Annotated in this window: 26 protein-coding genes and 1 pseudogene; 22 read left to right on the top strand and 5 right to left on the bottom strand. The window is 69.4% G+C overall.

Annotated features, from left to right (window positions below):
• The first annotated feature begins 143 nt into the window (after positions 1–143).
• The 5 genes from RNZ50_10525 (at position 144) to RNZ50_10545 (ending at position 5,670) form a co-directional block, all read left to right on the top strand.
• Positions 144–1,031, top strand: coding sequence for a CHAD domain-containing protein (locus tag RNZ50_10525; protein ID MDT8855439.1), 888 nt, complete (start codon positions 144–146; stop codon positions 1,029–1,031).
• Positions 1,032–1,411: 380 nt separating this feature from the next.
• On the top strand, positions 1,412–2,071 hold the full coding sequence (locus RNZ50_10530) for a molecular chaperone TorD family protein (GenBank protein MDT8855440.1): 660 nt from the start codon (positions 1,412–1,414) through the stop codon (positions 2,069–2,071).
• A gap of 759 nt (positions 2,072–2,830) precedes the next feature.
• Complete coding sequence (locus RNZ50_10535; protein MDT8855441.1) at positions 2,831–3,523, top strand: sigma-70 family RNA polymerase sigma factor; 693 nt, start codon at positions 2,831–2,833, stop codon at positions 3,521–3,523.
• A gap of 127 nt (positions 3,524–3,650) precedes the next feature.
• Positions 3,651–4,142 (top strand): hypothetical protein, encoded by a 492-nt coding sequence (locus RNZ50_10540; protein MDT8855442.1) that lies wholly within the window; start codon positions 3,651–3,653, stop codon positions 4,140–4,142.
• Positions 4,143–4,437: 295 nt separating this feature from the next.
• Complete coding sequence (locus tag RNZ50_10545; protein MDT8855443.1) at positions 4,438–5,670, top strand: calcium-binding protein; 1,233 nt, start codon at positions 4,438–4,440, stop codon at positions 5,668–5,670.
• Positions 5,671–5,715: 45 nt separating this feature from the next.
• On the opposite strand, the gene RNZ50_10550 is transcribed toward RNZ50_10545, so the two are convergent.
• Together RNZ50_10550 and RNZ50_10555 are read right to left on the bottom strand one after the other, a co-directional pair.
• Positions 5,716–6,075, bottom strand: a complete 360-nt coding sequence (locus RNZ50_10550; protein MDT8855444.1) for a metalloregulator ArsR/SmtB family transcription factor — start codon at positions 6,073–6,075, stop codon at positions 5,716–5,718.
• Positions 6,076–6,222: 147 nt separating this feature from the next.
• Positions 6,223–6,717, bottom strand: coding sequence for a flavin reductase family protein (locus RNZ50_10555; protein ID MDT8855445.1), 495 nt, complete (start codon positions 6,715–6,717; stop codon positions 6,223–6,225).
• 290 nt (positions 6,718–7,007) lie between these two features.
• Here RNZ50_10555 and phnC point away from each other — a divergent pair, with 290 nt between their 5' ends.
• From phnC to RNZ50_10580, 5 genes and pseudogenes are all read left to right on the top strand, one after another.
• Positions 7,008–7,817 carry a phosphonate ABC transporter ATP-binding protein gene (phnC, locus tag RNZ50_10560; GenBank protein MDT8855446.1) on the top strand — a complete coding sequence of 270 codons (810 nt, stop codon included), beginning with the start codon at positions 7,008–7,010 and terminating at the stop codon, positions 7,815–7,817.
• Between the two features lie 43 nt (positions 7,818–7,860).
• Complete coding sequence (gene phnD / locus RNZ50_10565) at positions 7,861–8,763, top strand: phosphonate ABC transporter substrate-binding protein (GenBank protein ID MDT8855447.1); 903 nt, start codon at positions 7,861–7,863, stop codon at positions 8,761–8,763.
• 69 nt (positions 8,764–8,832) lie between these two features.
• Positions 8,833–9,693 (top strand): phosphonate ABC transporter, permease protein PhnE, encoded by an 861-nt coding sequence (gene phnE / locus RNZ50_10570; GenBank protein MDT8855448.1) that lies wholly within the window; start codon positions 8,833–8,835, stop codon positions 9,691–9,693.
• Positions 9,694–9,695: 2 nt separating this feature from the next.
• Complete coding sequence (gene phnE, locus RNZ50_10575; GenBank protein MDT8855449.1) at positions 9,696–11,033, top strand: phosphonate ABC transporter, permease protein PhnE; 1,338 nt, start codon at positions 9,696–9,698, stop codon at positions 11,031–11,033.
• A gap of 111 nt (positions 11,034–11,144) precedes the next feature.
• Positions 11,145–11,761: pseudogene (locus RNZ50_10580) on the top strand (chloramphenicol acetyltransferase).
• A gap of 74 nt (positions 11,762–11,835) precedes the next feature.
• On the opposite strand, the gene RNZ50_10585 reads toward RNZ50_10580, so the two are convergent.
• Positions 11,836–13,017 carry an alpha-D-ribose 1-methylphosphonate 5-triphosphate diphosphatase gene (locus RNZ50_10585; protein MDT8855450.1) on the bottom strand — a complete coding sequence of 394 codons (1,182 nt, stop codon included), beginning with the start codon at positions 13,015–13,017 and terminating at the stop codon, positions 11,836–11,838.
• Between the two features lie 79 nt (positions 13,018–13,096).
• Positions 13,097–13,807 (bottom strand): phosphonate metabolism transcriptional regulator PhnF, encoded by a 711-nt coding sequence (phnF, locus tag RNZ50_10590; GenBank protein ID MDT8855451.1) that lies wholly within the window; start codon positions 13,805–13,807, stop codon positions 13,097–13,099.
• 112 nt (positions 13,808–13,919) lie between these two features.
• On the opposite strand from phnF, the gene phnG reads away from it, so the two are divergent.
• The 8 genes from phnG to phnN all read left to right on the top strand — a co-directional run bounded on the left by phnG (position 13,920) and on the right by phnN (position 20,006).
• Positions 13,920–14,369, top strand: a complete 450-nt coding sequence (gene phnG / locus RNZ50_10595; GenBank protein ID MDT8855452.1) for a phosphonate C-P lyase system protein PhnG — start codon at positions 13,920–13,922, stop codon at positions 14,367–14,369.
• Entirely contained in the window at positions 14,366–14,935 is a 570-nt protein-coding gene (gene phnH / locus RNZ50_10600) for a phosphonate C-P lyase system protein PhnH (GenBank protein MDT8855453.1), read from the top strand. Before phnG ends, phnH begins: the two co-directional genes overlap by 4 nt.
• A complete protein-coding gene (locus RNZ50_10605) occupies positions 14,935–16,017 on the top strand; it encodes a carbon-phosphorus lyase complex subunit PhnI (GenBank protein ID MDT8855454.1) in 1,083 nt (360 codons plus the stop codon). Before phnH ends, RNZ50_10605 begins: the two co-directional genes overlap by 1 nt.
• Before the next feature lie 61 nt (positions 16,018–16,078).
• The gene (locus tag RNZ50_10610; protein ID MDT8855455.1) at positions 16,079–16,957 is read left to right on the top strand and encodes an alpha-D-ribose 1-methylphosphonate 5-phosphate C-P-lyase PhnJ; all 879 of its coding nucleotides are present in this window, start codon (positions 16,079–16,081) and stop codon (positions 16,955–16,957) included.
• A gap of 14 nt (positions 16,958–16,971) precedes the next feature.
• The gene (gene phnK, locus RNZ50_10615; GenBank protein MDT8855456.1) at positions 16,972–17,769 is read left to right on the top strand and encodes a phosphonate C-P lyase system protein PhnK; all 798 of its coding nucleotides are present in this window, start codon (positions 16,972–16,974) and stop codon (positions 17,767–17,769) included.
• Positions 17,770–17,771: 2 nt separating this feature from the next.
• Positions 17,772–18,737: a magnesium transporter CorA family protein gene (locus RNZ50_10620; protein MDT8855457.1), complete on the top strand. Its 966-nt coding sequence runs from the start codon at positions 17,772–17,774 to the stop codon at positions 18,735–18,737.
• A gap of 19 nt (positions 18,738–18,756) precedes the next feature.
• Positions 18,757–19,464, top strand: a complete 708-nt coding sequence (gene phnL, locus RNZ50_10625) for a phosphonate C-P lyase system protein PhnL (GenBank protein MDT8855458.1) — start codon at positions 18,757–18,759, stop codon at positions 19,462–19,464.
• Positions 19,464–20,006 (top strand): phosphonate metabolism protein/1,5-bisphosphokinase (PRPP-forming) PhnN, encoded by a 543-nt coding sequence (phnN, locus tag RNZ50_10630; GenBank protein ID MDT8855459.1) that lies wholly within the window; start codon positions 19,464–19,466, stop codon positions 20,004–20,006. The genes phnL and phnN overlap by 1 nt, the downstream gene beginning before the upstream one ends.
• Here the strand turns inward: phnN and RNZ50_10635 are convergent.
• Positions 19,988–20,677 (bottom strand): DUF1045 domain-containing protein, encoded by a 690-nt coding sequence (locus tag RNZ50_10635; protein MDT8855460.1) that lies wholly within the window; start codon positions 20,675–20,677, stop codon positions 19,988–19,990. The two genes, phnN and RNZ50_10635, sit on opposite strands and share 19 nt — an antisense overlap.
• Positions 20,678–20,787: 110 nt before the next feature.
• Between RNZ50_10635 and RNZ50_10640 the strand changes: the two genes are divergently transcribed.
• The 4 genes from RNZ50_10640 (at position 20,788) to tatA (ending at position 24,424) form a co-directional block, all read left to right on the top strand.
• Positions 20,788–21,930, top strand: coding sequence for an alpha-D-ribose 1-methylphosphonate 5-triphosphate diphosphatase (locus RNZ50_10640; GenBank protein ID MDT8855461.1), 1,143 nt, complete (start codon positions 20,788–20,790; stop codon positions 21,928–21,930).
• Positions 21,931–21,955: 25 nt separating this feature from the next.
• Entirely contained in the window at positions 21,956–22,885 is a 930-nt protein-coding gene (locus RNZ50_10645; protein MDT8855462.1) for a CehA/McbA family metallohydrolase, read from the top strand.
• 105 nt (positions 22,886–22,990) lie between these two features.
• Positions 22,991–24,052 carry an ABC transporter ATP-binding protein gene (locus tag RNZ50_10650; GenBank protein ID MDT8855463.1) on the top strand — a complete coding sequence of 354 codons (1,062 nt, stop codon included), beginning with the start codon at positions 22,991–22,993 and terminating at the stop codon, positions 24,050–24,052.
• 159 nt (positions 24,053–24,211) lie between these two features.
• On the top strand, positions 24,212–24,424 hold the full coding sequence (tatA, locus tag RNZ50_10655) for a twin-arginine translocase TatA/TatE family subunit (protein MDT8855464.1): 213 nt from the start codon (positions 24,212–24,214) through the stop codon (positions 24,422–24,424).
• The last annotated feature ends 4 nt before the right edge of the window (positions 24,425–24,428 follow it).

Genomic DNA, 24,428 nt, shown 5'->3' on the forward strand with positions numbered 1-24,428 from the left:
TGCGCGCCGCCGCGCCGGACCCCGCCGGAAGCCCCCGCCAGTGCGGCGCCCGGTTCGGCAGGGGCATATCTTCCCCTGATGCCACGCGGCCCGCAATCTGGTAGCATCCCCCCGCCGCATCCAGCGGACCAAGAGCCCTTCCGATGCCCGCCGCCCCTCCCGAAACCCCTCCTGACGATCCTGTCGGCGCATCCGGCAAATCCGTGTGGCCCGGCCAGACGGCGGAACAGGCGCTCCGCCACATCACGCTGGCCTGCGCAGAGGATTTCGCGCGGCACCTCGCCGCCCTCACCGAAAGCGACGCGCCCGAAGGGCCGCACCGGGCGCGCATCGCGCTCCGGCAACTGCGCACGGCGCTGGCAGGGATGGCCCGGCTGATCAACCGTCCGGCCCGCGCCGCGGTCGAGGCCGAGGCAAGGCGGCTTTTCCGGCTGCTGGGGCACTGGCGCGATGCCGACATCCTGATGCAGCACGACACCACGGCAGCCCTCGCGGCCGACCGTGCGGCCGACCGCGCAGCACGGGCGGCAGCCATCCGCACCGAGGTGCGCGCGGCGCTGGTGCAGGCCGGGGCAGACCGCTTTGCCCCCGCGCTCCGCGCCCGCTTTGCGGGCGACGGCTGGCACCGCCGCGGGCACAAGGCCGCAAGGCGCCGCCGCGCGCCGGTGACCGGCATCGCGCGGCGGGCGCTGCGCCGCGCCTGGAAGCGATGCACCGCCCATCGCGGCGGCATCCGCGCCATGTCGGACGCCGAACGCCATGCCTTCCGCAAGGACGCCAAGGCGCTGCGCTACCTGAGCGATTTCTTCCGGCGGCTCTGGCCGGGCAGGCGGGCAGACCGGTTTCGCGACCGGCTGGAAACCTTGCAGGACGCGCTTGGCATGCTGAACGACCTCGCCACCATCCGCGCCCGCACCACGCCCGGCCACCCCTTGGCGCGCACCGCCCCGGACAAGCGCGCCCGCAAGGCGCTGCGCCGGTCCGAACGCGACTGGCGCAGGCTGCGCAAGGCGGGCGTGCCGGGCGTCTGACGCCCCCCCTGGTCCCCCGCCTTTGCCCACGCGGCCGTTGGCCGCAGCACAATCGCCAATAATCACGAACGATTGATCTGGATCAAGGCCGCAAAGTCCGACAGCGGCAAGAAGAGCACCTCGAAGCCGGTCCCTCCGGCAGCAGGTTTTCCGCCGATTCCACGCCCCCCATGCCCCCGCTTCTTCTGCCCAGGACCACACCCCCGGACCCAGGAAAGGACATCGCGATGAGTGCAGGCCGTCATCCCCAGCCCTGCCGTGCCACCGCTCTGCCTCCGTCCGGAACCGATGCCGCGGATCCGTCCGCCCCCCGGTCCGGGGGCGACCGGCCAATGCCTGGACGGTTCGCCAGCCACCCTTCTTTCCAAGGTGCCCAGACCATGAATACCGTCCGCCTCCATCCCGCGCGTGATGACAGAGCCGATTGCTATGCATTTCTGGGGGCGCAGTTCAGCGATTGCCCCGAACCGGCGCACCTTGCCTGTATGCGCAGCCTGGCCGACGGGGCAGGGGCGGCGGAACCGGGAACCTGCGACGCCGTCCTGACCGCCCTGCTGCCCGAGACCGACATGGCGCTGTTGTCCGCCCGGCTGCAGGCGGAACAGGCCCGTCTGTTCTGCGGTGCGGGCGAAGGCTATACCCCGCCCTTGCCCTGCGAATCCGCCTGGCGCAACGACCGCACGAAATGCACGACCATCCATGCCGTGGCGCAGGCCTATGCCGAGGCGGGTTACTGGCCCGCCCATCTTGCAGGCCCGCTCGATCATCTGGCCGAGCAGCTTCGCTTCATGGCGGCGCTCTGCCAGGCCGAAACCGAGGCGCTGCGGCTTGGCAACGCCCGCGACGCCCGGGTGGCGCGGTCGCGGCAGCGCGATTTCCTCGACAATCATCTGCTGGTCTGGGTGCCGGGCTATTGCCGGCGGCTGGGGATCCAGACGGCAGAGCCGTTCTTTCGCGCCGTTCTGTCCGCCACCGCGCAACTGATCGAGGCCGAGATGCTCTATCACATGCCCGTCGCCCGCCGCGTCGGCGCACGCTGACCCCGCCGCCCCCCGACCAGGCCTGCCCCCGCAAGGCGGCGCCCGCCTGACACCACCCCCACGCCCCCGTGCCGGCCCCCGTGCCGGCCCCCGTGCCGGCCCCCGTGCCGGCCCCCGTGCCGGCCCCCGTGCCGGCCCCCGTGCCGGCCCCCCGTGCCGGCCCCCCGTGCCGGCCCCCGTGCCGGCCCCCGTCCGGCCCCCGTGCCGGCCCCCGTCCGGCCCCCCATGCCGACCCCACCCGAACCACCCCACCCGAACACCCCCCACAACGCCCTGCAGTGACCGCTCTCCGGGCGGCCCCGCCCGCCGCTCTTGCCGGTCCCGGCTGCGGCGCGGCACCGGGTTGCGGGCGGCATCGCCGCGGGTCTCGCGCCAGCGCCGACGGTCTTTCTTCTGCACCGCGGCGCGGGGCTGACGCACGTTAGTGCAGCCAATCCCGGATCGGCATTGATGGAAACAGCGGTTCCCGTGCCGAAGCATGGGAATCGGAAGCCGTCAACACGGCATTCGCGGCCCGTTCGCCTTGTCGCCAAGGACGGTTCCAGCTTCCGCGTCCGGCGTTTTCTGCGCCGGGCTGAATGGCACTTTTCAGACCCCCCGGCCGATCGCTGCCGGGCAAGACCAGACAGACCGTTTCCCGGTCCTGACGACAGTGCCACCACGCCCCGTTTCGGGGCGGCCGGCGGTGGCCGCGGATCATGCCCGGCGTCCGCTCCGCAAAAGCGGATGCAGCGAACGCCCACTTCAAGGAGGCCACACATGCCGGATAGCCATTCTTTCCACCGCCTGCTTGCCACCGAAATGAGGGCGCTGCGCCACTTCGCGATGAGCCTGACGCGCAATGACGCCTCGGCACAGGATCTGGTGCAGGATACCCTGCTGAAGGCCTGGGCCAACCGCGACCGCTTCGAGGACGGCACCCGCCTGCGCGCCTGGCTGTTCACCATCCTGCGCAACACCTTTCTGTCGGACCGCCGCAAGGCCGTGCGCGAGGTCGAGGACATCGACGGCCAGTTCGCCGCCCGCCTGTCGGTCGAACCCTCGCAGGACCATGCTGTTGCCCTGTCCGAACTGTTCGCGGCGATGCAGACCCTGCCTGCCTCGCAGCGCCACGTTCTGATGCTGGTCGGCGGCGAAGGCTATTCGCATGACGAGGCGGCCCTGGCCGCGGGCTGCGCCGTAGGCACGGTGAAAAGCCGCATCAACCGCGCCCGCATCCGCCTTGCCGCGCTGCTGCTCAGCGAAGACGAGGCCGGCCTGCTTGCCGCGGACGCCGCCCCGGTCACCGTGCCCGAAAGCCATGCCGGACGCCGCCTTGCCCTGCGCAGCCCGATGGCGGCGCGCCTGCCGCTTGCCGCCCTCGCGGCGCGTCCCCCGGTCGGGCTGACGGTGCTGGCCGGCGCCACCCGGCCCTGGCCACGGGCGACCCGGCCCGCCGCGGTCGTCGCCTGACGGAACTCCCCGGCACGCCGGGATTATTTCGCAACCGGCGGGAACTGCCCCGACCCGGCGACGTTCTTTTGCCGTGGCCCCCGCCGCTATGGCGCGGGGTGCATCGGTCATTTTCCAGGAGGCTATCATGATCCGTTCCGTTCTCGTCCCCGCCCTTGTCGGGCTGTCGCTGTCCACCGCAGCCTTCGCCGCGCCCGATACCAAGGTGCGCGAGATCAACGTGGACATCGACATTACCGCGCTGACCAATGCGCAGGCCGCGACCCGTTTCGCCAACATGGAAGCCGATCTGGAAAATGCGCTGACCGCGCGCCTGGTCGATCGCATCGCCGAAACCGGCGTGCGGATCAACGTCGACATCTCTGAGGTCGAGCTGAGCAACTCCTACACCGAGAACATGGGCCTCGCCCAGACCCGGCTGGTCGGCAACGTCAACGTTTCCGACGAGACCAACAATTCCAACTACGAATCCTACGAGCTGACCATCAACGTCGAAACCTCGCGGCCGTTCATCCCGGCCGGCGTCGACGTGACCGTTCTGCCGGTGAACAGCGATGTCTATTACTCCGCGATGATCGCCGCCTTTGCCGACGGCGTGGTCAAGAACCTCGACGACTGATCCGCGCCGCGCGCCGCGCCAGTTTCGGCACCCGCCCCGTCCTGCCCCGGCTCCGGCAGGGCGGGGCGGCCTGTTCCGGGCCGCCGGAACCCGGCCAGCGAACGCGACGCACGCCCGGCATCCGCCGCAGGCAGCGACAATCCGCCGATTGCGGCGTGATCGTGGCATTTTGATGCAAAATCAACGATAAATTATGCGAATCACTTTTCCCGCTGTATTCATTGCCGAAATCAGGCGGAGGCAATGCCGTCACCCGGGGCCGGGCAGTGTATTTTAGCGTTTGATAGGAGCATACATGCCTACCCCCTTGCCCCCCGACCCCACCGGACCCTTCGTCCAGACCCTGACCGGAACCGACCTTGCCGATACCCTGACCGGCGGCAGCGGCGCCGACCTGATCCTCGGCGGCAGCGGCGATGATTTCATCCTCGGCAATGCCGGAAACGACCACATCGACGGCGGCCCAGGCAACGACACCCTTCGCGGTGGCCAGAACAACGACACGCTGATCGGCGGCGAGGGCGACGACAGCCTGGTCGGCAACGCGGGCGGCGACCTGCTGTTCGGCGGCACCGGCAACGACTACCTCGAAACCGGCATCATGGCCTCGGTCGCCTATGGCGGCGACGGCAACGACACGATCATCGCGCGCCTGTCGGGCGGGGCCGACCATACGCTGTCGGGCGGGGCAGGGGCCGACCGCTTCGTGCTGATCGACGCCGCCGATCCCAGCGTGTCCGACCTGAGGATCACCGATTTCGAGGCCGGGACCGACCTTCTCACGGTGGACGGCACGGCGCTGGCCACGCTGGTCAACGCGGGCGTCGCGCTGGCGGTCGGGGCGGGCACGCTGCGGCTGGCCCTGCACGGCGGCGATTCCATCACCTTCGACGGCCTGACCACCGAGGCCCTGCTGCGCGAATATGGCCTTTCCGGCAACGACAGCCTGACCGGCAGCAGCGGCGACGACCGCCTGTTCGCGGGCGACGGCAACAACCGGGCCGACGGCGGTGACGGCAACGACCTCGTGAACGGCGGCGACGGCAACGACACCCTGATCGGCGGCGCGGGCGATGACCGCATCGGCACCTTCCGCGGCATCGACCATGCCTGGGGCGGCGACGGCAACGACACGATCTACGGCCATGTCGACGAAGACTTCTTCTACGGCGGCGCGGGCAACGACCTGCTGATCTCGGGCCGCGATTCCACGCTGATGGATGGCGGCGAGGGCGACGACGTGCTCCAGGCCCGGATGGACCGCGCTGCAAGCCACACCCTGACGGGCGGCAGCGGGGCCGACACCTTCGCCTTCCTGCTGCCGACCGTCAGGCGCCTGTCCGACAGCGTGATCACCGATTTCGAGATCGGCACCGATACCGTCACCATCGCCGGGCAGGATGCCTTTGCCTATGCCGCCAGCGTCGGGTTCAGCTTCACCGACACTGACGACGGCGCCCTGCTGGTGCTGGCAAACCGCAGCTCGATCCTGTTTCAGGATATCAGCGTCGCAGACTTCCTGACATGACGGCAGCGCGGGGCGCCGGATAGCCGGGGCCCCGCCGAAACCCGCCTAGCGGGGCTTGCAGAACAGCTCGTAAACCATGCCGATGGCATGAACCACCTTGGGGTCCTGGATCGAGTAGAAGATCGTCTTGCCGTCACGCCGGCAACTGACCAGACCCTCCAGCCGCAGCCGCGCCAGCTGCTGGCTGACGGCCGCCTGCCGCGACGACAGCAGCAGCTCCAGTTCCGTCACCGATTTCTCGCCCGACTGCAGATGGCACAGGATCATCAGCCGCCCCTCGTGCGCCAGCGCCTTGAGAAAGGCCGCCGCCGCCGTGGCCTGCTGCATCATCTCTTCCGCCGTCAGCGTCGTGCATTGTGCAGCGTCGTCTTCCGTCGGATGCTGGTCGAACGTGTCAAGGGACATTGCCCGCCTCCTGCCTCTGGCCGATGAATATCACGGTTCCGCGGCAGATGCGAGCGGCACGCCCCGCCCCGCCCCGCAAGCGGCGATCCTGGCGGGCCGCAGCGGGCGCAGTGCCGCAGAAAGCGGCAGCCCGCAGACCCGCCCCGTTCAGTCCGCCACGAAACCGCCGAAGGCGCCCTGGCTGAACACCAGCGGGCTGCCCGCGCTGCAGGTGGCACGCAGCACCCGCCCGACCACGATCAGATGGTCGCCGCCCTCATGCGTGGCATGTTGCACGCAGTCGAACCGCGCCAGCGCCCCGGCCAGCACCGGCACCCCCTCGGGCGTCACGGCGTGGTCGAGCCCGTCGAACCCGGCCCCGCCGCGCACGAACCGGTTGCACAGCCCGGTCTGCCCGGCCGCGATGACGTGAATGGTGAAATGCCGCGCCTCGGCAAAGACCGCAAAGCGGCCGGAGGCTCGCGCAGGCGACCAAAGCACCAGCGGCGGGTCGAGCGAGACCGAGGCAAAGCTGTTGGCGGTGAAGCCCACCGGCCCCCCGGGCCCGGCGGCGGTGATCACCGTCACGCCGGTGGCAAAGCGGCCCAGCGCATCGCGAAAGGCCCGCGGGTCGTCATGGGGCAGAAAGGGTGTCTCGGTCATCGCGCCTCCATCCGGCATCAGCGCCCCGCGCGGCCCTCTCAGATCACGTCTCGCGCCCCGGCGCCACCCCGCGCCGTGCCGCAGGACCGCAGCACCCCCCCGCCGCGCTTCGACCCGCCACACACGATTTTTCTACGAAAAATCAGGCGCCCGGGCTCTCGGGTTCCGATTTTTCGTAGAAAAATCGCGCGCCCCGGCCGGTCGCGCTGTCACGAAAGTTTCAGATTTCCGTGACCTCCGCGTCGCAGCGGCCTCCTATCACCGCCCCGAACACGAAGGGGTCGCCGATGTTGCTGCAAGTGGAAAACGTGACCCGGATGTTCGGTGCGAAAGCCGCCGTGGACCGGATCGGCTTCACGGTCGATCAGCCCGCATTCGTGGGCATCATCGGCCGTTCGGGGGCGGGGAAATCGACCTTCCTGCGCCTGATGAACCGCCTGACCGACGCGACCTCGGGCCGCATCCTGGTCGATGGCACCGACGTGCTGGCGTTGAAGGGGGCGGAAATGCGCGCCTGGCAGGGCCGCTGCGCGATGATCTTCCAGCAGTTCAATCTGGTGCCGCGGATGGACGTGGCCTCGAACGTCATGCACGGCGTGCTGAACCGCCGGTCCACCCTTGCCACCCTGTTCAACCTCTGGCCGCGCTCCGACATCCTGCGCGCGCTCGACATCCTCGACCGTCTGGGCATCGCCGAGCAGGCCCCCAAGCGGGCCGAGGCGCTGTCGGGCGGCCAGCAGCAGCGCGTCGCCATCGCCCGCGCCCTCATGCAGGACCCCCGCATCATCCTGGCCGATGAACCCATCGCCAGCCTCGACCCGATGAACGCCCAGATCGTGATGGATGCCCTCAAGCGCATCAACGTCGAGGACGGCCGCATGGTGATCGCCAACCTGCACACGCTCGACACCGCGCGGCGCTACTGCGACCGGGTGATCGGGATGCGCGACGGCCGCATCGTGTTCGACGGCACGCCCGCGCAGCTGACCACCGGGGCGGCCCGCGACATCTACGGCGCCGACGCCAGCTTCTCGGAAGCCGCCACCTCCACTTCCATCGACACGCTCGACGACGCCTACGCCGAGACGCTGCTCGCCTGACGTTCCCCGGCCCCCTTGCGGGCCATCCAACACGGAGACCACGATGAAAACGCTGCTTGCCGCCCTTGTTGCCACCACCGCCCTGTCCGGCGCCGCCGTCGCGCAGGAGATCACCCAGTTCAACATCGGCCTCCTGGGCGGCGAGAACGCCCAGGACCGGATGACCTCGAACGAATGCCTGCGCAAATATGCCGAGGAAGCCCTTGGCGTGCCGGTCAAGCTGTTCACCCCCGCCGACTATGACGGCGTGATCCAGGGCCTGCTGGGCGGGACGATCGACATGGCCTGGCTTGGCGCCTCGGCCTATGCCAAGGCCTACCTCACCGACCCGGAATCGGTCGAGCCGGCGCTGGTCAAGACCAACCTCGACGGGTCCTTCACCTATTACTCGATCGGTTTTGCCCGCAAGGACAAGGGCATCGCCAGCCTGGCCGACATGAAGGGCAAGGTCTTCGCCTTCGGCGACCCCAACTCCACCTCGGGCTACCTGATCCCCGCAGTCGAGATTCCGGCCGAGATCGGCGCCACGATGGAGTCGGGCGACTACTTCGGTGAAGTCCGCTTCGTCGGCGGCCATGAACAGACCATCGTTGCCGTCGCCAACGGCGATGTCGATGCCGGCGTCACCTGGGCCGACGGTCAGGGCAACTGGGAAGACGGCTACAACTCGGGCGCGCTGCGCAAGGCGGTCGATTCCGGTCTGGTCGACATGAACGACATCGTCGAGATCTGGAAATCCAAGCCGATCCCGGAAGGCCCGGTCACGCTGCGCAAGTCGCTGCCCGCCGATGTTAAGGCCAAGATGATCGACCTGGTGCAGGGCCTGCACGCCCGCGACAAGGATTGCGCCTATGGCGTGGCCGCGGGCGAGACCGCCGGCTTCTTCCCCGTCACCCATGACGCCTACGAGACGATGATCGCGCTGCGCAAGTCGCAGTCGAACTGATTTCACCAGCATCCGGGCGGGGGGGGCCGCGCGCACCCCCGCCCGTTTCATTGCCCGGAATTCCCCCGCATGACCGACCTGCCTGCCCCCGCCGCCCGCACGGGCCTGCGTGACAGCTATCTGGCCCAGATCCGGCGCAAGCGGATGTATGGCGGCATCCTGATCGTGCTGTTCGTCGCGATCCTGGCCTCGGGGTTCAGGCTGGCCGACGACCGCAACGCGGGCGGCTTCTTCGACGGCCTGCACCAGGTGTTCGACTTCCCGGCCGAGGTGGTCTCGGAGGCCTTCGCCAAGCGCGCCAACCTGCCCGCGCTGGCCTGGGAGTTTCTGCCCTCGCTGATCGAGACGGTGAACATCGCCGCCGTGTCCACCCTGATCGGCGCGATGGCCGGGGCGGTGCTGGCGCTTCTTTCCACCCGCGGCCTTGCCCGCTTCCCCCGCCTGATCCCGCTGTTCCGCCGCAGCATGGACGCGATGCGCGCCATTCCCGAAATCGTCATCGCGCTGGTGCTGATCTACATCCTTGGCGGCGGCCCGGTGCCCGCGATGATCGCCATCGCGATCCACACCACCGGCGCCCTTGGCAAGCTGTTTTCCGAAGTGGCCGAGAATGCCGACCTCAAGCCGGTCGAGGGCCTGACCTCGGTCGGCGCAGGCTGGACACAGCGGATGTGGCTCGGCGTCCTGCCGCAGGTCGCGCCGAACTGGCTCAGCTATGCCCTGCTGCGCTTCGAGATCAACATCCGCGCCTCGTCGATCCTCGGCTTCGTCGGGTCGGGCGGCATCGGCTACGACCTCAAGACCGCGATGCAATGGGGGCAGGGCAGATACGATCAGGTCATCGCGATCTTCCTCTTGCTGTTCTTCACCATCGTGCTCGTCGACCAGATTTCCGGGCACTTCCGCAACCGTCTGGTGAAGGGGCACTGACCATGGCGCTGACCGACAGCACGACCCTGCAGGCCGAGATGACGGCGCGCTTTGCCCGCAAGCGGCTGGTGGCCTTCGCGGTGCCCGGGGTGATCCTGCTTTACCTCGCCTACATCTTCTTCGCCTTCGACCTGCCCGGCCTTGCCGACCGCGCCCGGCTCGACAATGCCCGCATCCTTCTGTCGGATTTCTGGTCCTACAAGACCCACGTCACCCGCGACAACCGCAGCGGCGAGGTGACCGTGGCGATCGAGGGCGAATCCAAGGGCACCTATCCGCCCGGCCGCCTGCCCGACTGGGTGACGCAGACGCCGGAAACCACGGTGATCGACCTCGGCGCCGGGCACCTCGTGGTGTTCGACGCGGCCGGGGCGCATTACACCTTGCCCGGTTACGGCCTGATCGACATCCGCCCGCAGACCGGCGGGCTGGCGCTTTCCCTGCCGCCCGGCCCGGTGCCCGGTTTCATCAACGCCTCCGACACCCGCGTTTCGGTCACGACCGGCCGGGGCCGCTTCAGCATGACCCGCAACCGGACCGAGGTGTTCCGCTACCAGACGGGGTGGGAGCTGTTCTTCTTCACCCTCGACAGCCCGTTCTCGGGCCGGGCCCCGGGCGAGCTTGCCGCCCTTGCCCTCTCGGGTGACCGGCTCGACCCGGCGCGCAGCAACCTCGCGGGCATGGTGCATGATGTCTGGACCAACGCGATGTGGCGGCACGGTGACGTGGTCTGGGCGCTGTTCGAAACCGTGCTGATGGCCTTTCTCGGCACCATGGGCGCGGCGATCATTGCCCTGCCGCTGGCATTCATGGCGGCGCGCAACGTCGGGCGCAGCCTTGCGCTGCGCTTCGGCCTGCGCCGCCTGTTCGACTTCCTGCGCGGGGTTGACGGGCTGATCTGGACCATCATCCTCAGCCGCGCCTTCGGGCCGGGGCCGATGACCGGCGCGCTGGCGATCCTGCTCACCGACACCGGGTCTTTCGGCAAGATGTTCTCCGAGGCGGTGGAAAACATCGACACCGGCCAGGTCGAGGGCATCCAGTCCACCGGCGCCAACGCCCTGCAACGCGCCCGCTTCGGCATCATCCCCCAGATCACCCCGGTCCTGCTCAGCCAGGTGCTCTACTACCTCGAATCCAACACCCGCTCCGCCACGGTGATCGGCGCCATCGTCGGCGGCGGCATCGGCCTCCTGCTGACCCAGGCCATCGCCACCCAGAAGGACTGGGAGGAGGTCAGCTACTACATGATCCTGATCGTGCTGATGGTCATGGCGATGGACACCCTGTCGGGCTGGCTGCGCGCCCGGCTGATCAAGGGCGATGGCGGCGGGCACTAGCGCGGTGCCGGGCAAAAGGTTGACGAAACCTTGACGAAATCCTGAAAGTGACGTTAAATCATAGGCATAGCCTGCCTTTCACGCGTGAAAACCCCGTTGCAGGAAGACCCGATGCCCAGACTTTCCGCCGAAACCCCGTTCTTCCATCCCGATTGCGAGATCACCGGCTCCGACTTCGGCGCCTTCGTGGAAATCGGCCGCGGCGCCCGCGTCGCCCATTCGAGCTTCGAGGACTATTCCTACTGCGACCGCTACGCCGACATCGCCAACACGACGGTCGGCAAGTTCGCCAACATCGCCGCCTTCACCCGGATCGGCCCGACCGACCACCCGATGGGCAACGCCAGCCTCCACCATTTCCTCTACCGCTCCGAGATGTATTGGGACGACGCCGACCCCGACGCCGCCTTCTTCCGCCACCGCCAGTCCCGCCGCGTCACCCTCGGCCCCGACTGCTGGATCGGCCACGGCGCCATCATCCGCCCCGAGGTCACCGTCGGCGCGGGCGCCGTGGTGGGGGCAGGCGCCGTCGTCACCCGCGATGTCGCCCCCTACCAGATCGTGACCGGCATTCCCGCCACCCCGCTCCGCGACCGCTTCCCCCCGCCATCGCCGAACGCCTGCTGGCGATGTCCTGGTGGGACTGGCCGCACGACCGGCTGCGCGCCGCCTTGCCCGCCTTCCGCAGCCTGCCCGCCGAGGCGTTCCTCGACGCATTTGGCGGCTGATCCCGCGCTTTCATCTTTGCCCAAATATCCCCGCCGGAGGCTCCGCCGCCCGACCCCCGCACCGGCTTCCGGCGTTATTCCGCCGCCATCCGCATCGGCTGCGGCTGGCTCAGGAACCGCCGTCCGGCCTCGCCTGCCAGATAGGAAAGCCGCCCGCCGCAGATCGTGGCCTCGACCTCGCGCGTGTCGGCGCGCATCACCACCAGATCGGCGCGCAGGCCGGGGGTCAGGCGGCCGCGGTCGGGCAGGCGCAGGATCTCGGCCGGGTTGGCCGACAGCATCGCCCATGCCTCGGGCAGCGTCGCCAGCCCGCGATCCACCAGCGCCAGCGCGGCCCGCACCAGCGCGGGCACCTGACCGTCCGAGACCAGCGCGTCGCACAGGCCCTCGGCAATCAGGTCGCAGGCCGCCACCGAACCCGCCGGGCCGCGCGCCCCCAGCACGGCCGGCGCGCCGAGGATCACCGGGCTCATCATCGCGTGGGCGGCGGCGGCGGCGCGGCGGGTGGCGGGGAAGGCCGCGATCCGGGCGCCGATCATCGAATAGCGTTCGCGGGTCTCGCCGTCGGGGTCGCCCTTGCTGCCGTAAAGCACGCCCAGCGCATCGAAGGCCTCGGCCAGCGTGCACAGGTGTCGCGGCACGTCGCGGCCGCGGGCGCGGGCGGCGTCGAGCGCGGCCGACAGATCGGACACGTCTTGCCCGAGGCCGGCCGCAAGGGCTGCGAACAGGGCCGGCCGGGCGTGGCGGGTTTCGGCGGCCGCTTCCAGCCGGTCTGCGAACAGCACATAGCCGACCCGGTGCCGCTGCACCGCCGCGATCAGCCGCGCCCCGGACCCGACCAGATGGGTTTCCGCCCGGATCATCACCCGCAGATCGGTCAGCGCCTGCAGGCGGTGGCGGTCAAGCGCCACCAGCAGCGCCTCGGCGGCGTCGGGGCTGCGCAGGCCGCCCTCCCAGCTCCAGCCCTGGGCAAGAAAGGCGGTGGTCAGCCCATGCGCCGCCGCCTCGCGATCCGCCGCCGCAAGCGCCGCGTTCAGCGGCACCGCAGCCCCGGCGCGCGGCGCGATGTGGTGTTCCATCCCGTCGCCGTGCAGGTCGATGATGCCGGGAAGGATCAGGAAGCCGGTCAGATCGACCTCGGGCAGCGGCCCGCGGGTGATCCGGCCATCTGCGATGGCAATCGAGCGGCGCTGCAATTCGCCGTCGCGCAGGATCTCTGCGCCGGTCAGACGCAGCGGGGGCAAGATCGGGGTCATGGGATGTCCCGGTTGTTGGCTGACCCATGGATTACAGGGCATCTGTATCGGCGGTGTGACATCATGACCGGCGGTGGGGTCAATCAGGGCAGACCGTCAGCGTCACGCGGTCGCCCGCGAACCAGGTCAGCCCGTATTCCACCGCCACCCCCGCGGCATCGACATTGACCGCCTCGCTGCGCAGCAGGGCGGCGCCGTCGGGCAGGCGCAGCAGGGCGGCGCGGGTGCCGTGCGCCAGTTCGGCCGTGAGCCGGGTCGAGGCGCGGGTGTAGTCGGCCACCCCGGCCGCCGCCAGCGCCGCCGTGACCGACGGGTTGTCGCGCAGCGCCAGCGGCAAGTCTGGGAAGCGTGCGGCGGGAAACACCGAGCGGAAGGCGGCGATCGGCAGCCCGTCGGCCAGCGAGATCCCTTCGCAGACATGCACGGCCGCCGCCTCGGGCAACCCCAGCGCCTGCGACTCGCGTGCGTCGGCGTGCCGGGTTTCGAGCGCCAGCAACTGCCGCGACGGGCTGCGCCCCGAGGCCAGCAGGTTCTGGTGAAACCGCACCCGTCGCCCGATGGGATAGTCGGTCGGGCGGGCGGCGACAAACACCCCCGCGCCGCGCCGCGCGTGGACCAGCCCCGCCGCCGCGAGATCGGCCAGCGCGGCGCGCACCGTGTGGCGGTTGACGCCGAAGCGGGCGGCCAGCAGCGCCTCGGTCGGCAGGCGGTCGCCCGGGCGGTAGTGACCGGCGGCGATCTCGGCCGTCAGGGTTTCGGCGATGGAGCGCCAGAGGGTCGGGCGGGGCAGGGCGGCCTCCTGTCACGAAAGTTTCACGGGTTCGGGGTTGCGTTGCGGGGGCTGGGGCGCTATGGATTTGTCTAGTTGTATAGATAAATCGACAACCCCGCAAGGTGTCCAGATGACCGCGCCCCCCGATGATGCCGACCGCAAGCACTGGATGGGCCTGCTGGCCCGCGCCCGGCCGGACCGGCTCGCCGCGCTGATGCCCGCCGATCTGCCGCGCCATGCCTTCCTGCGCGCGCCTGAGGTGGGGGCGGTGATGGTGCAGGGCCGCACCGGCGCGGTGGGCGCGCCGTTCAATCTGGGCGAGATGACGGTGACGCGCTGCGCCCTGCGGCTGGAGGATGGCACGGTGGGCCATGCCCATGTCCAGGGCCGCGACCGTGACCACGCCACCCGCGCGGCGCTGATCGACGCGCTGATGCAGGGGCCGCGGGCTTTGGCGCTGCGCCGCGACGTGCTGGAGGTGCTGGCCGCCGAGGAAACTGCCCGCCGCGCCGACCGTGCAGCCAGGGCCGCGGCGACCAGGGTCGAGTTCTTCACGCTGGTCAGGGGAGAGGACGCATGAGGGCGGATGTGCTGGAGGGCGGGTTTGCGCAAGCCCCGCTGGACTCGGCCCGGTCGTTCCGCGTGGCGATGAACGCGCTGGCCCGGCCGGGGCGGATCGGGGTGCTGACCGGCGCGCGGCCGCCCGCGCCGCTGTCGGTGGCGGCGGGGGTGCTGCTGCTGACGCTGGTCGATGGCTCCACGCCGGTCTGGCTGGCGCCCTCGCACGATCTGCCGGATGTGCGCGACTGGCTGGTGTTTCACACCGGTGCGGCCCTGGTAGCCCCGGAGGCTGCGATGTTCGCGCTGGGGCGGTGGGAGGCGCTGCTGCCCCTGGACCGCTTCCCGCTCGGCACGCCGGATTATCCCGACCGGTCCGCCACGCTAATCATCGAATGCGATGCGCTGCGGGCCGAAGGTTGCCGCCTGACCGGGCCGGGGATCAAGGGCGAGGCGCGGCTTTCGCTGCCCGATCCGGCCGCCTTTGCCGCCAACCACGCGCGCTACCCGCTGGGGTTCGATGCTTTCCTGACGGCGGGCGCCCTTGTGGCCGGGCTGCCGCGATCGACCAGAGTGGAGGCGATCTGATGTATGTGGCCGTCAAGGGCGGGGCGCGGGCGATCGAGAACGCGCATGACTTTCTGGCCGAGGAGCGGCGGGGCGACCCTTCTGTGGCCGAACTGACCATCGGCCAGATCCGCGAGCAGTTGCGGCTGGCGGTGAACCGGGTGATGGCGGAAGGGTCGCTGTTCGACCCGGACCTTGCGGCGCTGGCGATCAAGCAGTCGCGCGGCGACCTGATCGAGGCGGTGTTCCTGATCCGGGCCTATCGCACCACGCTGCCGCGTCTGGGGTCGTCGCGCCCGGTCGAGACGGCGGCGATGGCCTGCGTGCGCCGCATCTCGGCCACCTTCAAGGATGCGCCGGGCGGGCAGGTGCTGGGGCCGACCTTCGATTACACCCACCGCCTGCTGGATTTCAAGCTGATGGCCGAGGGCGGTCTGCCAGAGGCGCCGCGCGCGGAACCGCTGGCGGCAAGGGTGCCCCATATCGCGGGCTTCCTGAACCGCGACGGGCTGATCGAGGATCAGCCGCAGTCCGATGCGGTGCCGACAGACCTGACCCGCACCCCGCTGGAACTGCCCGCCGACCGCGCCTTGCGGCTGCAGGCGCTGACGCGGGGGGACGAGGGCTTCATCCTCGGCCTCGCCTATTCCACCCAGCGCGGCTACGGGCGCACCCACGCCTTTGTCGGAGAGTTGCGCATCGGCATGGTGGCGGTGGAGATGGAGATTCCGGAACTGGGCTTCGCGGTCGAGATCGGCGAGGTGGAGCTGACCGAGTGCGAGACGGTGAACCAGTTCAAGGGTTCGAAAACCGAGCCTGCGCAGTTCACAAGGGGCTACGGGCTGGTGTTCGGCCAGTCGGAACGCAAGGCGATTGCCATGGCGCTGGTGGACCGGGCGCTGCGCTGGCAGGAACTGGGCGAGGATTTCGTCGGTGCCCCGGCGCAGGACGAGGAATTCGTGCTGTCCCATTGTGACAACATCCAGGCGACCGGGTTTCTGGAACACATCAAGCTGCCGCATTACGTCGATTTCCAGGCGGAACTGGAACTGGTGCGGCGGCTGCGCGCCGATGCGGCTGCAATGCGGGAGGCTGCGGAATGACGCGTGCCGCCAGTTTCTCACACCATTTCAGGCACTTCCACCACGGGACCGAGGCGACAGGATGACCGAACCGGCCTACAACTTTGCCTATCTCGACGATCAGACCAAGCGGATGATCCGGCGCGCCATCCTCAAGGGGCTGGCGGTGCCGGGCTATCAGGTGCCTTTTGCCAGCCGCGAGATGCCGATGCCCTATGGCTGGGGCACCGGCGGGGTGCAGGTGACGGCTGCGTGCCTCGTGCCGGAAGACGTGCTGAAGGTGATCGACCAGGGCGCCGACGACACCACCAACGCGGTGTCGATCCGCAAGTTCTTCGAAAAGACGGCGGGCGTCGCGGTCACCGAGGCTACGGCTGATGCGACCGTCATCCAGACCCGCCACCGCATCCCCGAAACCCCGCTGACCGAAGACCAGATCCTGGTGTTCCAGGTGCCGATCCCGGAACCCTTGCGCTTTCTGGAACCGCGCGAGACCGAAACCCGGCGGATGCACGCGCTGGAGGATTACGGGCTGATGCATGTCAAGCTTTACGAGGATATCGCGCGACACGGCGAGATTGCGACCTCCTACGCCTATCCGGTGAAGGTCGAGGGGCGCTATGTGATGGACCCCTCACCGATCCCGCGCTTCGACAACCCCAAGCTGGGGGATTGCGCGGCGATCCAGCTGTTCGGCGCGGGGCGCGAAAGCCGGATCCATGCGCTGCCGCCTTACACCCGGGTGGTGAGCCTCGACTTCGAGGACCATCCGTTCACCGCCTCGAAGGCCGACCATGCCTGCGATCTCTGCGCGGCCGAGGACAGCTATCTCGACGAGGTGATCGTGGACGACGACGGCGGGCGGATGTTCGTGTGTTCGGATACCGACTATTGCCGCGGGCGCGTTGCTGCCGGGCATGTCGGGCGGCTGGGTGTTCCGTTCGCCGGCGACGGCGCGTGAGGGAGGGGGCGGAATTGGGTATTTGTGCCAAAGAGAAACCACAGACCGCACCCTTGTTGCAGGTCCGGGGTCTGACGAAACGCTACGGCGCGCGGATCGGCTGTGCGGATGTCTCGTTCGAGCTGTGGCCGGGCGAGGTGATGGGGATCGTCGGCGAAAGCGGGTCGGGGAAATCGACGCTGCTGTCCTGCATGGCGGGGCATCTGGTGCCCGATGCCGGGCAGGTGGTGTTCGACACGTCCGCGGGCCCGCGCGACACGGTGACCATGGCCGAGCCCGAACGGCGGATGCTGGCGCGCACCGACTGGGCCTTCGTGCACCAGAACCCGCGCGACGGGTTGCGCATGGGGGTCTCGGCCGGGGGCAATGTCGGCGAGCGGCTGATGGCGCTGGGGGCGCGGCACTATGGTTCCATCCGGGGGCAGGCGCTGGACTGGCTGGGCCGGGTCGAGATCGACGCCGGGCGGATCGATGACCGGCCGCAGGCGTTTTCGGGCGGGATGCAGCAGCGGCTGCAGATCGCGCGCAATCTGGTGACCGGGCCGCGTCTGGTGTTCATGGATGAACCGACCGGGGGGCTGGACGTGTCGGTGCAGGCGCGTCTGCTGGACCTCTTGCGCGGTCTGGTGCGCGAGATGGGGCTTTCGGCGATCATCGTCACGCATGACCTGGCGGTGGTGCGGCTCTTGGCCGACCGGCTGATGGTGATGAAGGACGGGCGGGTGGTCGAGCAGGGGCTGACCGATCAGGTCTTGGATGATCCGCAGCATGGCTATACCCAGCTTCTGGCCTCCTCTGTCCTGCAGGTGTAGCCATGCTGTTCGCCTATCGCCCCGACGCCGCCGGAAAGCTGGAACGCCTCGGCCCGCAGGACGGGATTGCCGATGCGCTGTGGGTCGATCTTTACCGGCCGTTGCCGGGGCAGGTGGCGCAGGTGGCGGCCTTCGGTGTCGAGGTGCCGACGCTGGCCGAAATGGAGGAAATCGAGATTTCCAACCGGCTCTACCGCGAAAACGGGGTGGACTACATGACCGTTGTGCTGCCCGGCCTGTCGGAAACCAAGGCGGCGATGGCGGGGCCGGTGACCTTCATCCGCAGCCAGACACGGCTGATCACGGTGCGCCACCACGTGCCGCGTCCGTTCGAGACCTACCCCGACCGGGCCGACAAGGTGGGTCCGGGCTGTGCCACGCCCGATCAGGTGTTCCTTGGGCTGATCGAGGAAGTCGTGGGGCGGCTGGCCGATCTGCTGGAGGGCAGCGGCAAGACGCTGGACGAGGTGTCGCGGTCGATCTTCACCGCCTCGCCCGGCCCGCGCCGGCCCGAGCAGTTGCAGGCGACGCTGGAACGCGTCGGGCGCGAGGGCGACCTGCTGGGCCGGGTGAGGCTGGCGCTGCTGACCATCGAGCGGGCGGTGAGCTTTTTCGGGCAGACCATCGCGGAACGTCCGGGCAGCGAGGCGTTGCGTCCAGTGATCAAGGGTCTGATGCGCGACGTGCAGGCGCTGGCGGTGCATGGCGACTTCATCTCAAGCCGGGTTGCGCTGGTGACCGATGCGACGCTGGGCATGATCAACCTCAGTCAGAACCAGACGATCAAGATCGTCTCGGTCGTGGCGGTGGTGTTCCTGCCCCCGACGGTGATCGCCTCGGCCTATGGCATGAACTTCAAGCTGATGCCGGAACTGGAATGGGTTCACGGCTATCCGATGGCAATCGGCCTGATGCTCGCCTCGGCGGTGGGCACCTATCTGTTCTTCAAGTGGCGGAACTGGCTGTGACGGTGGCAAGGGGGCGGCGATGATACGGATCGAGGGGCTGGGGAAAAGCTTCACCCTGCACAATCAGGGTGGCATCGTGCTGCCGGTGATGGCGGGCGCGCATCTTTCGGTGGCGCGCGGCGAATGCGTGGCGCTGGTGGGTGCCTCGGGCGCGGGGAAGTCGACGCTGATGCGGATGGTCTGGGGCAACTATCTGGCAGAGGCCGGGTCGATCATGGTGGGGGATGTCGATGTCGCCCGCGCCGCCCCGCGCGAGATCATCGCGCTCAGGCGCGGGGTGCTGGGCTATGTCAGCCAGTTCCTGCGGGTGGTGCCCCGGGTGCCGACGCGCGATGTGGTGGCCGAACCCCTGCGCGTGCTGGGGATGCCTGCGGATGCGGCGCGGGCGCGGGCGGAAAGCCTGCTGGCGCGGCTGAACATCCCCGAGCGGCTGTGGGGCCTGTCGCCCACCACGTTTTCGGGCGGCGAGCAGCAGCGCGTCAACATCGCGCGCGGCTTTGCCCACCCGTACCCGGCGCTGCTGCTGGACGAGCCGACCGCCAGCCTCGATGCGGTCAACCGCGAGGTGGTGCTGGGGCTGATTGCCGAGGCCAAGGCGCGGGGGGCGGCGATCCTGGGCATCTTCCACGACGCCGAGGCGCGGGCGCGGGTCTGCGACCGCGAGGTAAACGTGACCGGCTTCACGCCCACGCCCGCGCCTTCGCCCACGACCATGGCCGTGGCCTGATGCCGGGGGCGATCCTTGCCGTGGTCGGCCCGTCGGGGGCGGGCAAGGATACGCTGATCGACGCGGCGCGGCGGGTGCGGCCCGATCTGGTGATCGTGCGCCGGGTCATCACCCGGCCGGAGACGGCGGGGGGCGAGCCGTTCGAGGGGGTGACGGCGGAAGAATTCGCCCGGCGCCGCACGGCGGGGGGCTTCGTGCTGGACTGGCAGGCGCATGGGCTGCGCTACGGCATCCCTGTAGGCGTGCTTGCCGATCTTGCGGCGGGGCGGACGGTGATCTTCAACGGCAGCCGGGCGATGCTGGCGCAGGCGGGGGCGGCGTTTCCGGGGCTGGTGGTGATCCATGTCACCGCACCCGTGCCGGTGCTGGCCGCAAGGCTGGCCGCGCGGGGGCGCGAAAGCGCGGAGGACATCGCACGCCGCCTGAGCCGCGCGCCCGAGCCGTTCCCGCCCGGCCTGCCGGTGCGCGAGGTGCAGAACGCGGGCGCGCTGGAAACGGCGGTGGCGGCGTTTCTGGATGCCCTTCAACCGGTCAGGGTGTAGCGGTGCAACAGGTGGAACAGACCGTCTTCGGCCTGCCCGAACAGACACAGGCTGGACACCCGGAAGGGCGCGGGCAGCAGGGGGGCCAGCACGGGGGCGAGCACTTCCACCACCTGATCGGCCTCGGCTTCCGGCAGGTTGCCGGTCAGCGTCAGGTGAAAGCGGAACTCGTCCATCACATAGGGGTAGCCCCAGCGGTCGAGATGCTCGCGCTGGCGCGGGCTAAGCCTTTCGGGGCGGCGGCGGGCAAGCTCGGCATGGGTCGGGACGGCGCGAAAGCCGTCCAGCGCCGCGACCACCCGGGCGGCAAGGTCTGCCAGCGGCGCCGGGTCGCCCAGCGGGGTCAGCGCCACGAAACCGCCCAGCCGGTGCAGCGCCAGTGCAGGGGTGGACACCGGGGCCAGATGCCCGCACAGCGCCAGCATTGCAGCATGAAGGTCGGTCACGTCAGAGCCCCGCGCCAGCCGGAAGGGCGGCTTGACGGTGCCGTGAAAGCCATACTTGCGCGGGGTGGCGGTGATCTCCTCCACAGGGCGGGGCAGGCCGGGAATGTCGGGCTGCACCACCCTCACCCCGGCCTGTGCATCCCAGCCCAGCCAGGCGGCGGTGAAATCGGCCAAGGGCCCCGGATCGGGCGCAAAGTAGATTGCGTAGCGTTCAAATCCCTGCATCTGTGCCTGCCTGTTGTTTTCGCCTGTCTGGGGTGCGTATGTCACATGCCTGTGACAAGACCCTGCCAGACCGCCTGCCTCGATCCGATACGCGCCGAAAGGAATATGCCATGACCGAAATCGTCCTCGCCAACGCAACCCTGATCCTGCCCGGTGAAGTGGTGCATGGCAGCCTGCGTCTTGTCGAGGGGCGGATTGCCGAGATCGGGCAGGGCCGGGCCATTCCGATTGGCGGGGTGGACTGCGAGGGCGATCTGGTGCTGCCCGGTCTGGTGGAACTGCACACCGACAATCTGGAACGCCACATCGAGCCGCGCCCCAAGGTCGACTGGCCGCACGCCTCGGCGATCATCGCGCATGACACCGAGCTTGCGGGCGTCGGCATCACCACGGTGTTCGATGCGCTGCGGGTCGGGTCGGTGATCAGCAAGGCCAAGGGCAACTATGGCGAATATGCCCGCGCGCTGGCCGACGAGATCCTTGATTTGCGGGCACATGGCGCGCTGCGCATCAGCCATTTCCTGCATCTGCGGGCGGAAATCTGTTCCGAGACGCTGGTCGAGGAGATGGCGAAGTTCGGCCCGGTGGACCGGGTCGGGATCGTCTCGCTGATGGATCACACCCCCGGCCAGCGCCAGTTCCGCGACGTGACGCAGCTGAAGAACTACGTATGCGGCAAGCACGGCTATTCCGAGGCCGAGTTTGCCGAGCATGTCTCCGGCCAGCAGGCGCTGTCGGCGCGGATGGGGGCGCTGCACGAGGCGACGGCGGTGGCCGAGGCGCGGCGCTATGGCGCGGTGCTGGCGAGCCACGACGACACCGAGGCCGCGCATGTGGTGCGCTCGGCCGCGCATGGCGCGCATTTCGCCGAGTTTCCGACGACGCAGGAGGCCGCGCAGGCCTGCCGCGACAACGGCATCGCGGTGATGATGGGCGCGCCGAACCTGATCCGGGGCGGCTCGCATTCCGGCAACGTGGCGGCCAAGGCGCTGGCCGAGGCGGGGCTGCTGGACATCGTGTCGTCGGATTACGTGCCCTCGGCGCTGCTGTCGGCGGGGCTGATGCTGGGGGATCTGTGGGGTGACATGCCGCGAGGGGTGGCGACGGTGACGCGCGCGCCGGCCGCCGCGGCGGGGTTGCGCGACCGTGGTTATCTGCACCCCGGCGCGCGGGCCGACGTGATTCGCGTCGCGCGGCTCGGCCCGGCGGCCGTGGTGCGCGGCACCTGGGTGCAGGGCCGCCGCGTCGCCTGACCCTCAAACCGCAAAGGAGCCCGCCATGACCCGCCTCTCCGCCTTCACCGCCCCCGGCCGCTTCTGGCGCGGCAACCTGCACACCCATTCCACCCGGTCGGACGGCGTGTTGTCCCCGGCCGAGGTCTGCCGCCGCTACCGCGCCGAGGGCTACGACTTCCTTGCCTTGACCGACCATTTCATCGGCTGCTACGGCTATCCGCTGGTCGATACCGTGCCGTTCCGGGGCGAGGGTTTCACCACCATCCTTGGCGCCGAACTGCATTCGGGGCCGATGGCGAACGGCGAACTCTGGCACATTCTGGCGGTGGGCCTGCCGCCCGATTTCGCGCCCGGCCATGCGCCCGATTTCTCGGTGGTGGAAGGGATGGAGACCGGCCCCGAGATCGCCGCCCGCGCGGTGGCGGCGGGGGCCTTCGTCGCGGTGGCGCATCCGCAATGGTCGGGGCTGACGCTGGCCGATGCGCGGAGCATCGAGGCGGCCCACGCGGTCGAGATCTACAACCACGGCTGCGCCAACGGTTGCGACCGGCCAGACGGCTTTTCCATTGCCGACCTGTTGCTGACCGAGGGCCGCCGGCTGAGCCTGATCGCCACCGACGACGCGCATTTCTACGAGCCCGACCATTTCGGCGGCTGGGTGATGGTGAAGGCGCCCGAAAATACCCCCGAGGCGCTGCTGGCGGCGCTGAAGGCGGGCGAGTTCTACTCCTCGCAGGGGCCCGAGTTGCGCGACGTGCGGATCGAGGGCGACCGGGTGGTGGTGGAAAGCTCGGCCGTGATGTCGGTGATCATCCAGGGGGCGGGCACGGCGGCGACGGGGTTGCACGGCCATTCGATGACGCGCACCGAGGTGCCGCTGGCCCGGCTGACGCGGTCGGGCTCGCCCTTCCTTCGGGTGTCGGTGATCGATGCGGCGGGCAGGCGGGCCTGGTCGAACCCGGTGTTCTTCTGACAGGGTGGGGTGCGCGCCCCTTGCCCCCTGCCGCCCCGCCTGCTATCCGCGAAATCCTATCGAATTGCTCGGAATAGCGGATTGACCCAACCTGTCCCCCGTCTGATGGTGCAACGCCTGACCCGCGGTTTCGGCGGCGCGCCGGTGGTGGCGGATGTTTCGCTCGACATCGCGCCGGGGCAGGTGATGTGCCTGCTGGGCCCCTCGGGCTGCGGCAAGTCCACCACACTGCGGATGATCGCCGGGGTCGAACGCCCCGAGAACGGCTGCATCGCGATCGACGGCCGGGTGGTCTGCGACGGGGTGACCCATCTGCCGCCCGAGGCGCGCTCGGTCGGGCTGATGTTTCAGGATTTCGCGCTGTTCCCGCATCTGACGGTGGCGCACAATGTGGCCTTCGGGCTGAAGACCGACCGTGCGGCGAAAGCGCGCCGGGTTGATGAACTGCTGGAGCGGGTGAACCTGACCGGCTTCGGTGCCAAGCATCCGCACCAGTTGTCGGGGGGCGAGCAGCAGCGGGTGGCGCTGGCGCGCGCCCTCGCCCCGCGCCCGCGCGTCATGCTGATGGACGAGCCGTTTTCGGGCCTCGACAACCGGCTGCGCGACGGCATCCGCGACACCACGCTGGAGGTGCTGAAGGAGGAAGGCGCCGCCGTGCTGCTGGTGACGCACGAACCCGACGAGGCGATGCGGATGGCCGACCAGATCGCGCTGATGCGCGCCGGGCGGATCGTGCAGCGCGGATCGCCCTACAACGTCTACAACGCGCCGATGGACAAGGCGGCGGCGGCGTTCTTTTCCGACATCAACGTGATCCCCGGCGTTTCGCGCGGGGCGCTGACCGAAACCCCGTTCGGCGCCTTCCTGACCCCGGGCCACCCCGATGGCGGGCGGGTGGAGATCGTGATCCGCCCGCAGCATCTGAAGATCGACTTCGACCGGGGCGGGCGCGGGCCGAACCCCACGCCGCAGGATGGCACGCCCGCGCGTGGCACGGTGATCCGTGCCCGCTATCTGGGCCGGGAAAGCCTGGTGGACTTCGCGATGGACCATGGCGACCTGCGGCTGACAGCCTCGGTGCCCGGCGTGTTTCTGCCCAAGACCGGCACGGTGCTGTGGCTGATGTTCCGCCGCGACCGCTGTTTCGTGTTTCCGGTCGGGCGTTAGGGCGGCTGGTTTCAGCCATGTTCCGCCCGCCCGGGCCCGCTTTGGCGAAAAAACATGTCCTGCGGCGGAATGGGGCTTTGAACTGGCCCTGCGACACAATAAATGACAGACTAGGCAATCGTCAGAGGCTGCACGGGTGCGGCCATTAGGGAGCAACCCATGTTCAACAATATCGGCCCGATGGGCCTGATCCTGATCGCAATCGTCGTGCTGGTGCTGTTCGGGCGCGGCAAGGTAAGCTCGCTGATGGGTGAAGTCGGCAAGGGCATCACCGCCTTCAAGAAGGGTGTCAGCGAAGAGTCGACCACCATCGAAAAGACCGCAGACGTGACGCGCGATGTCACCCCGGTTGCGGACAAAGACAAGGTCTGATGGT

Source organism: Paracoccaceae bacterium Fryx2 (assembly GCA_032334235.1).
Taxonomy (GTDB): domain Bacteria; phylum Pseudomonadota; class Alphaproteobacteria; order Rhodobacterales; family Rhodobacteraceae; genus JAVSGI01.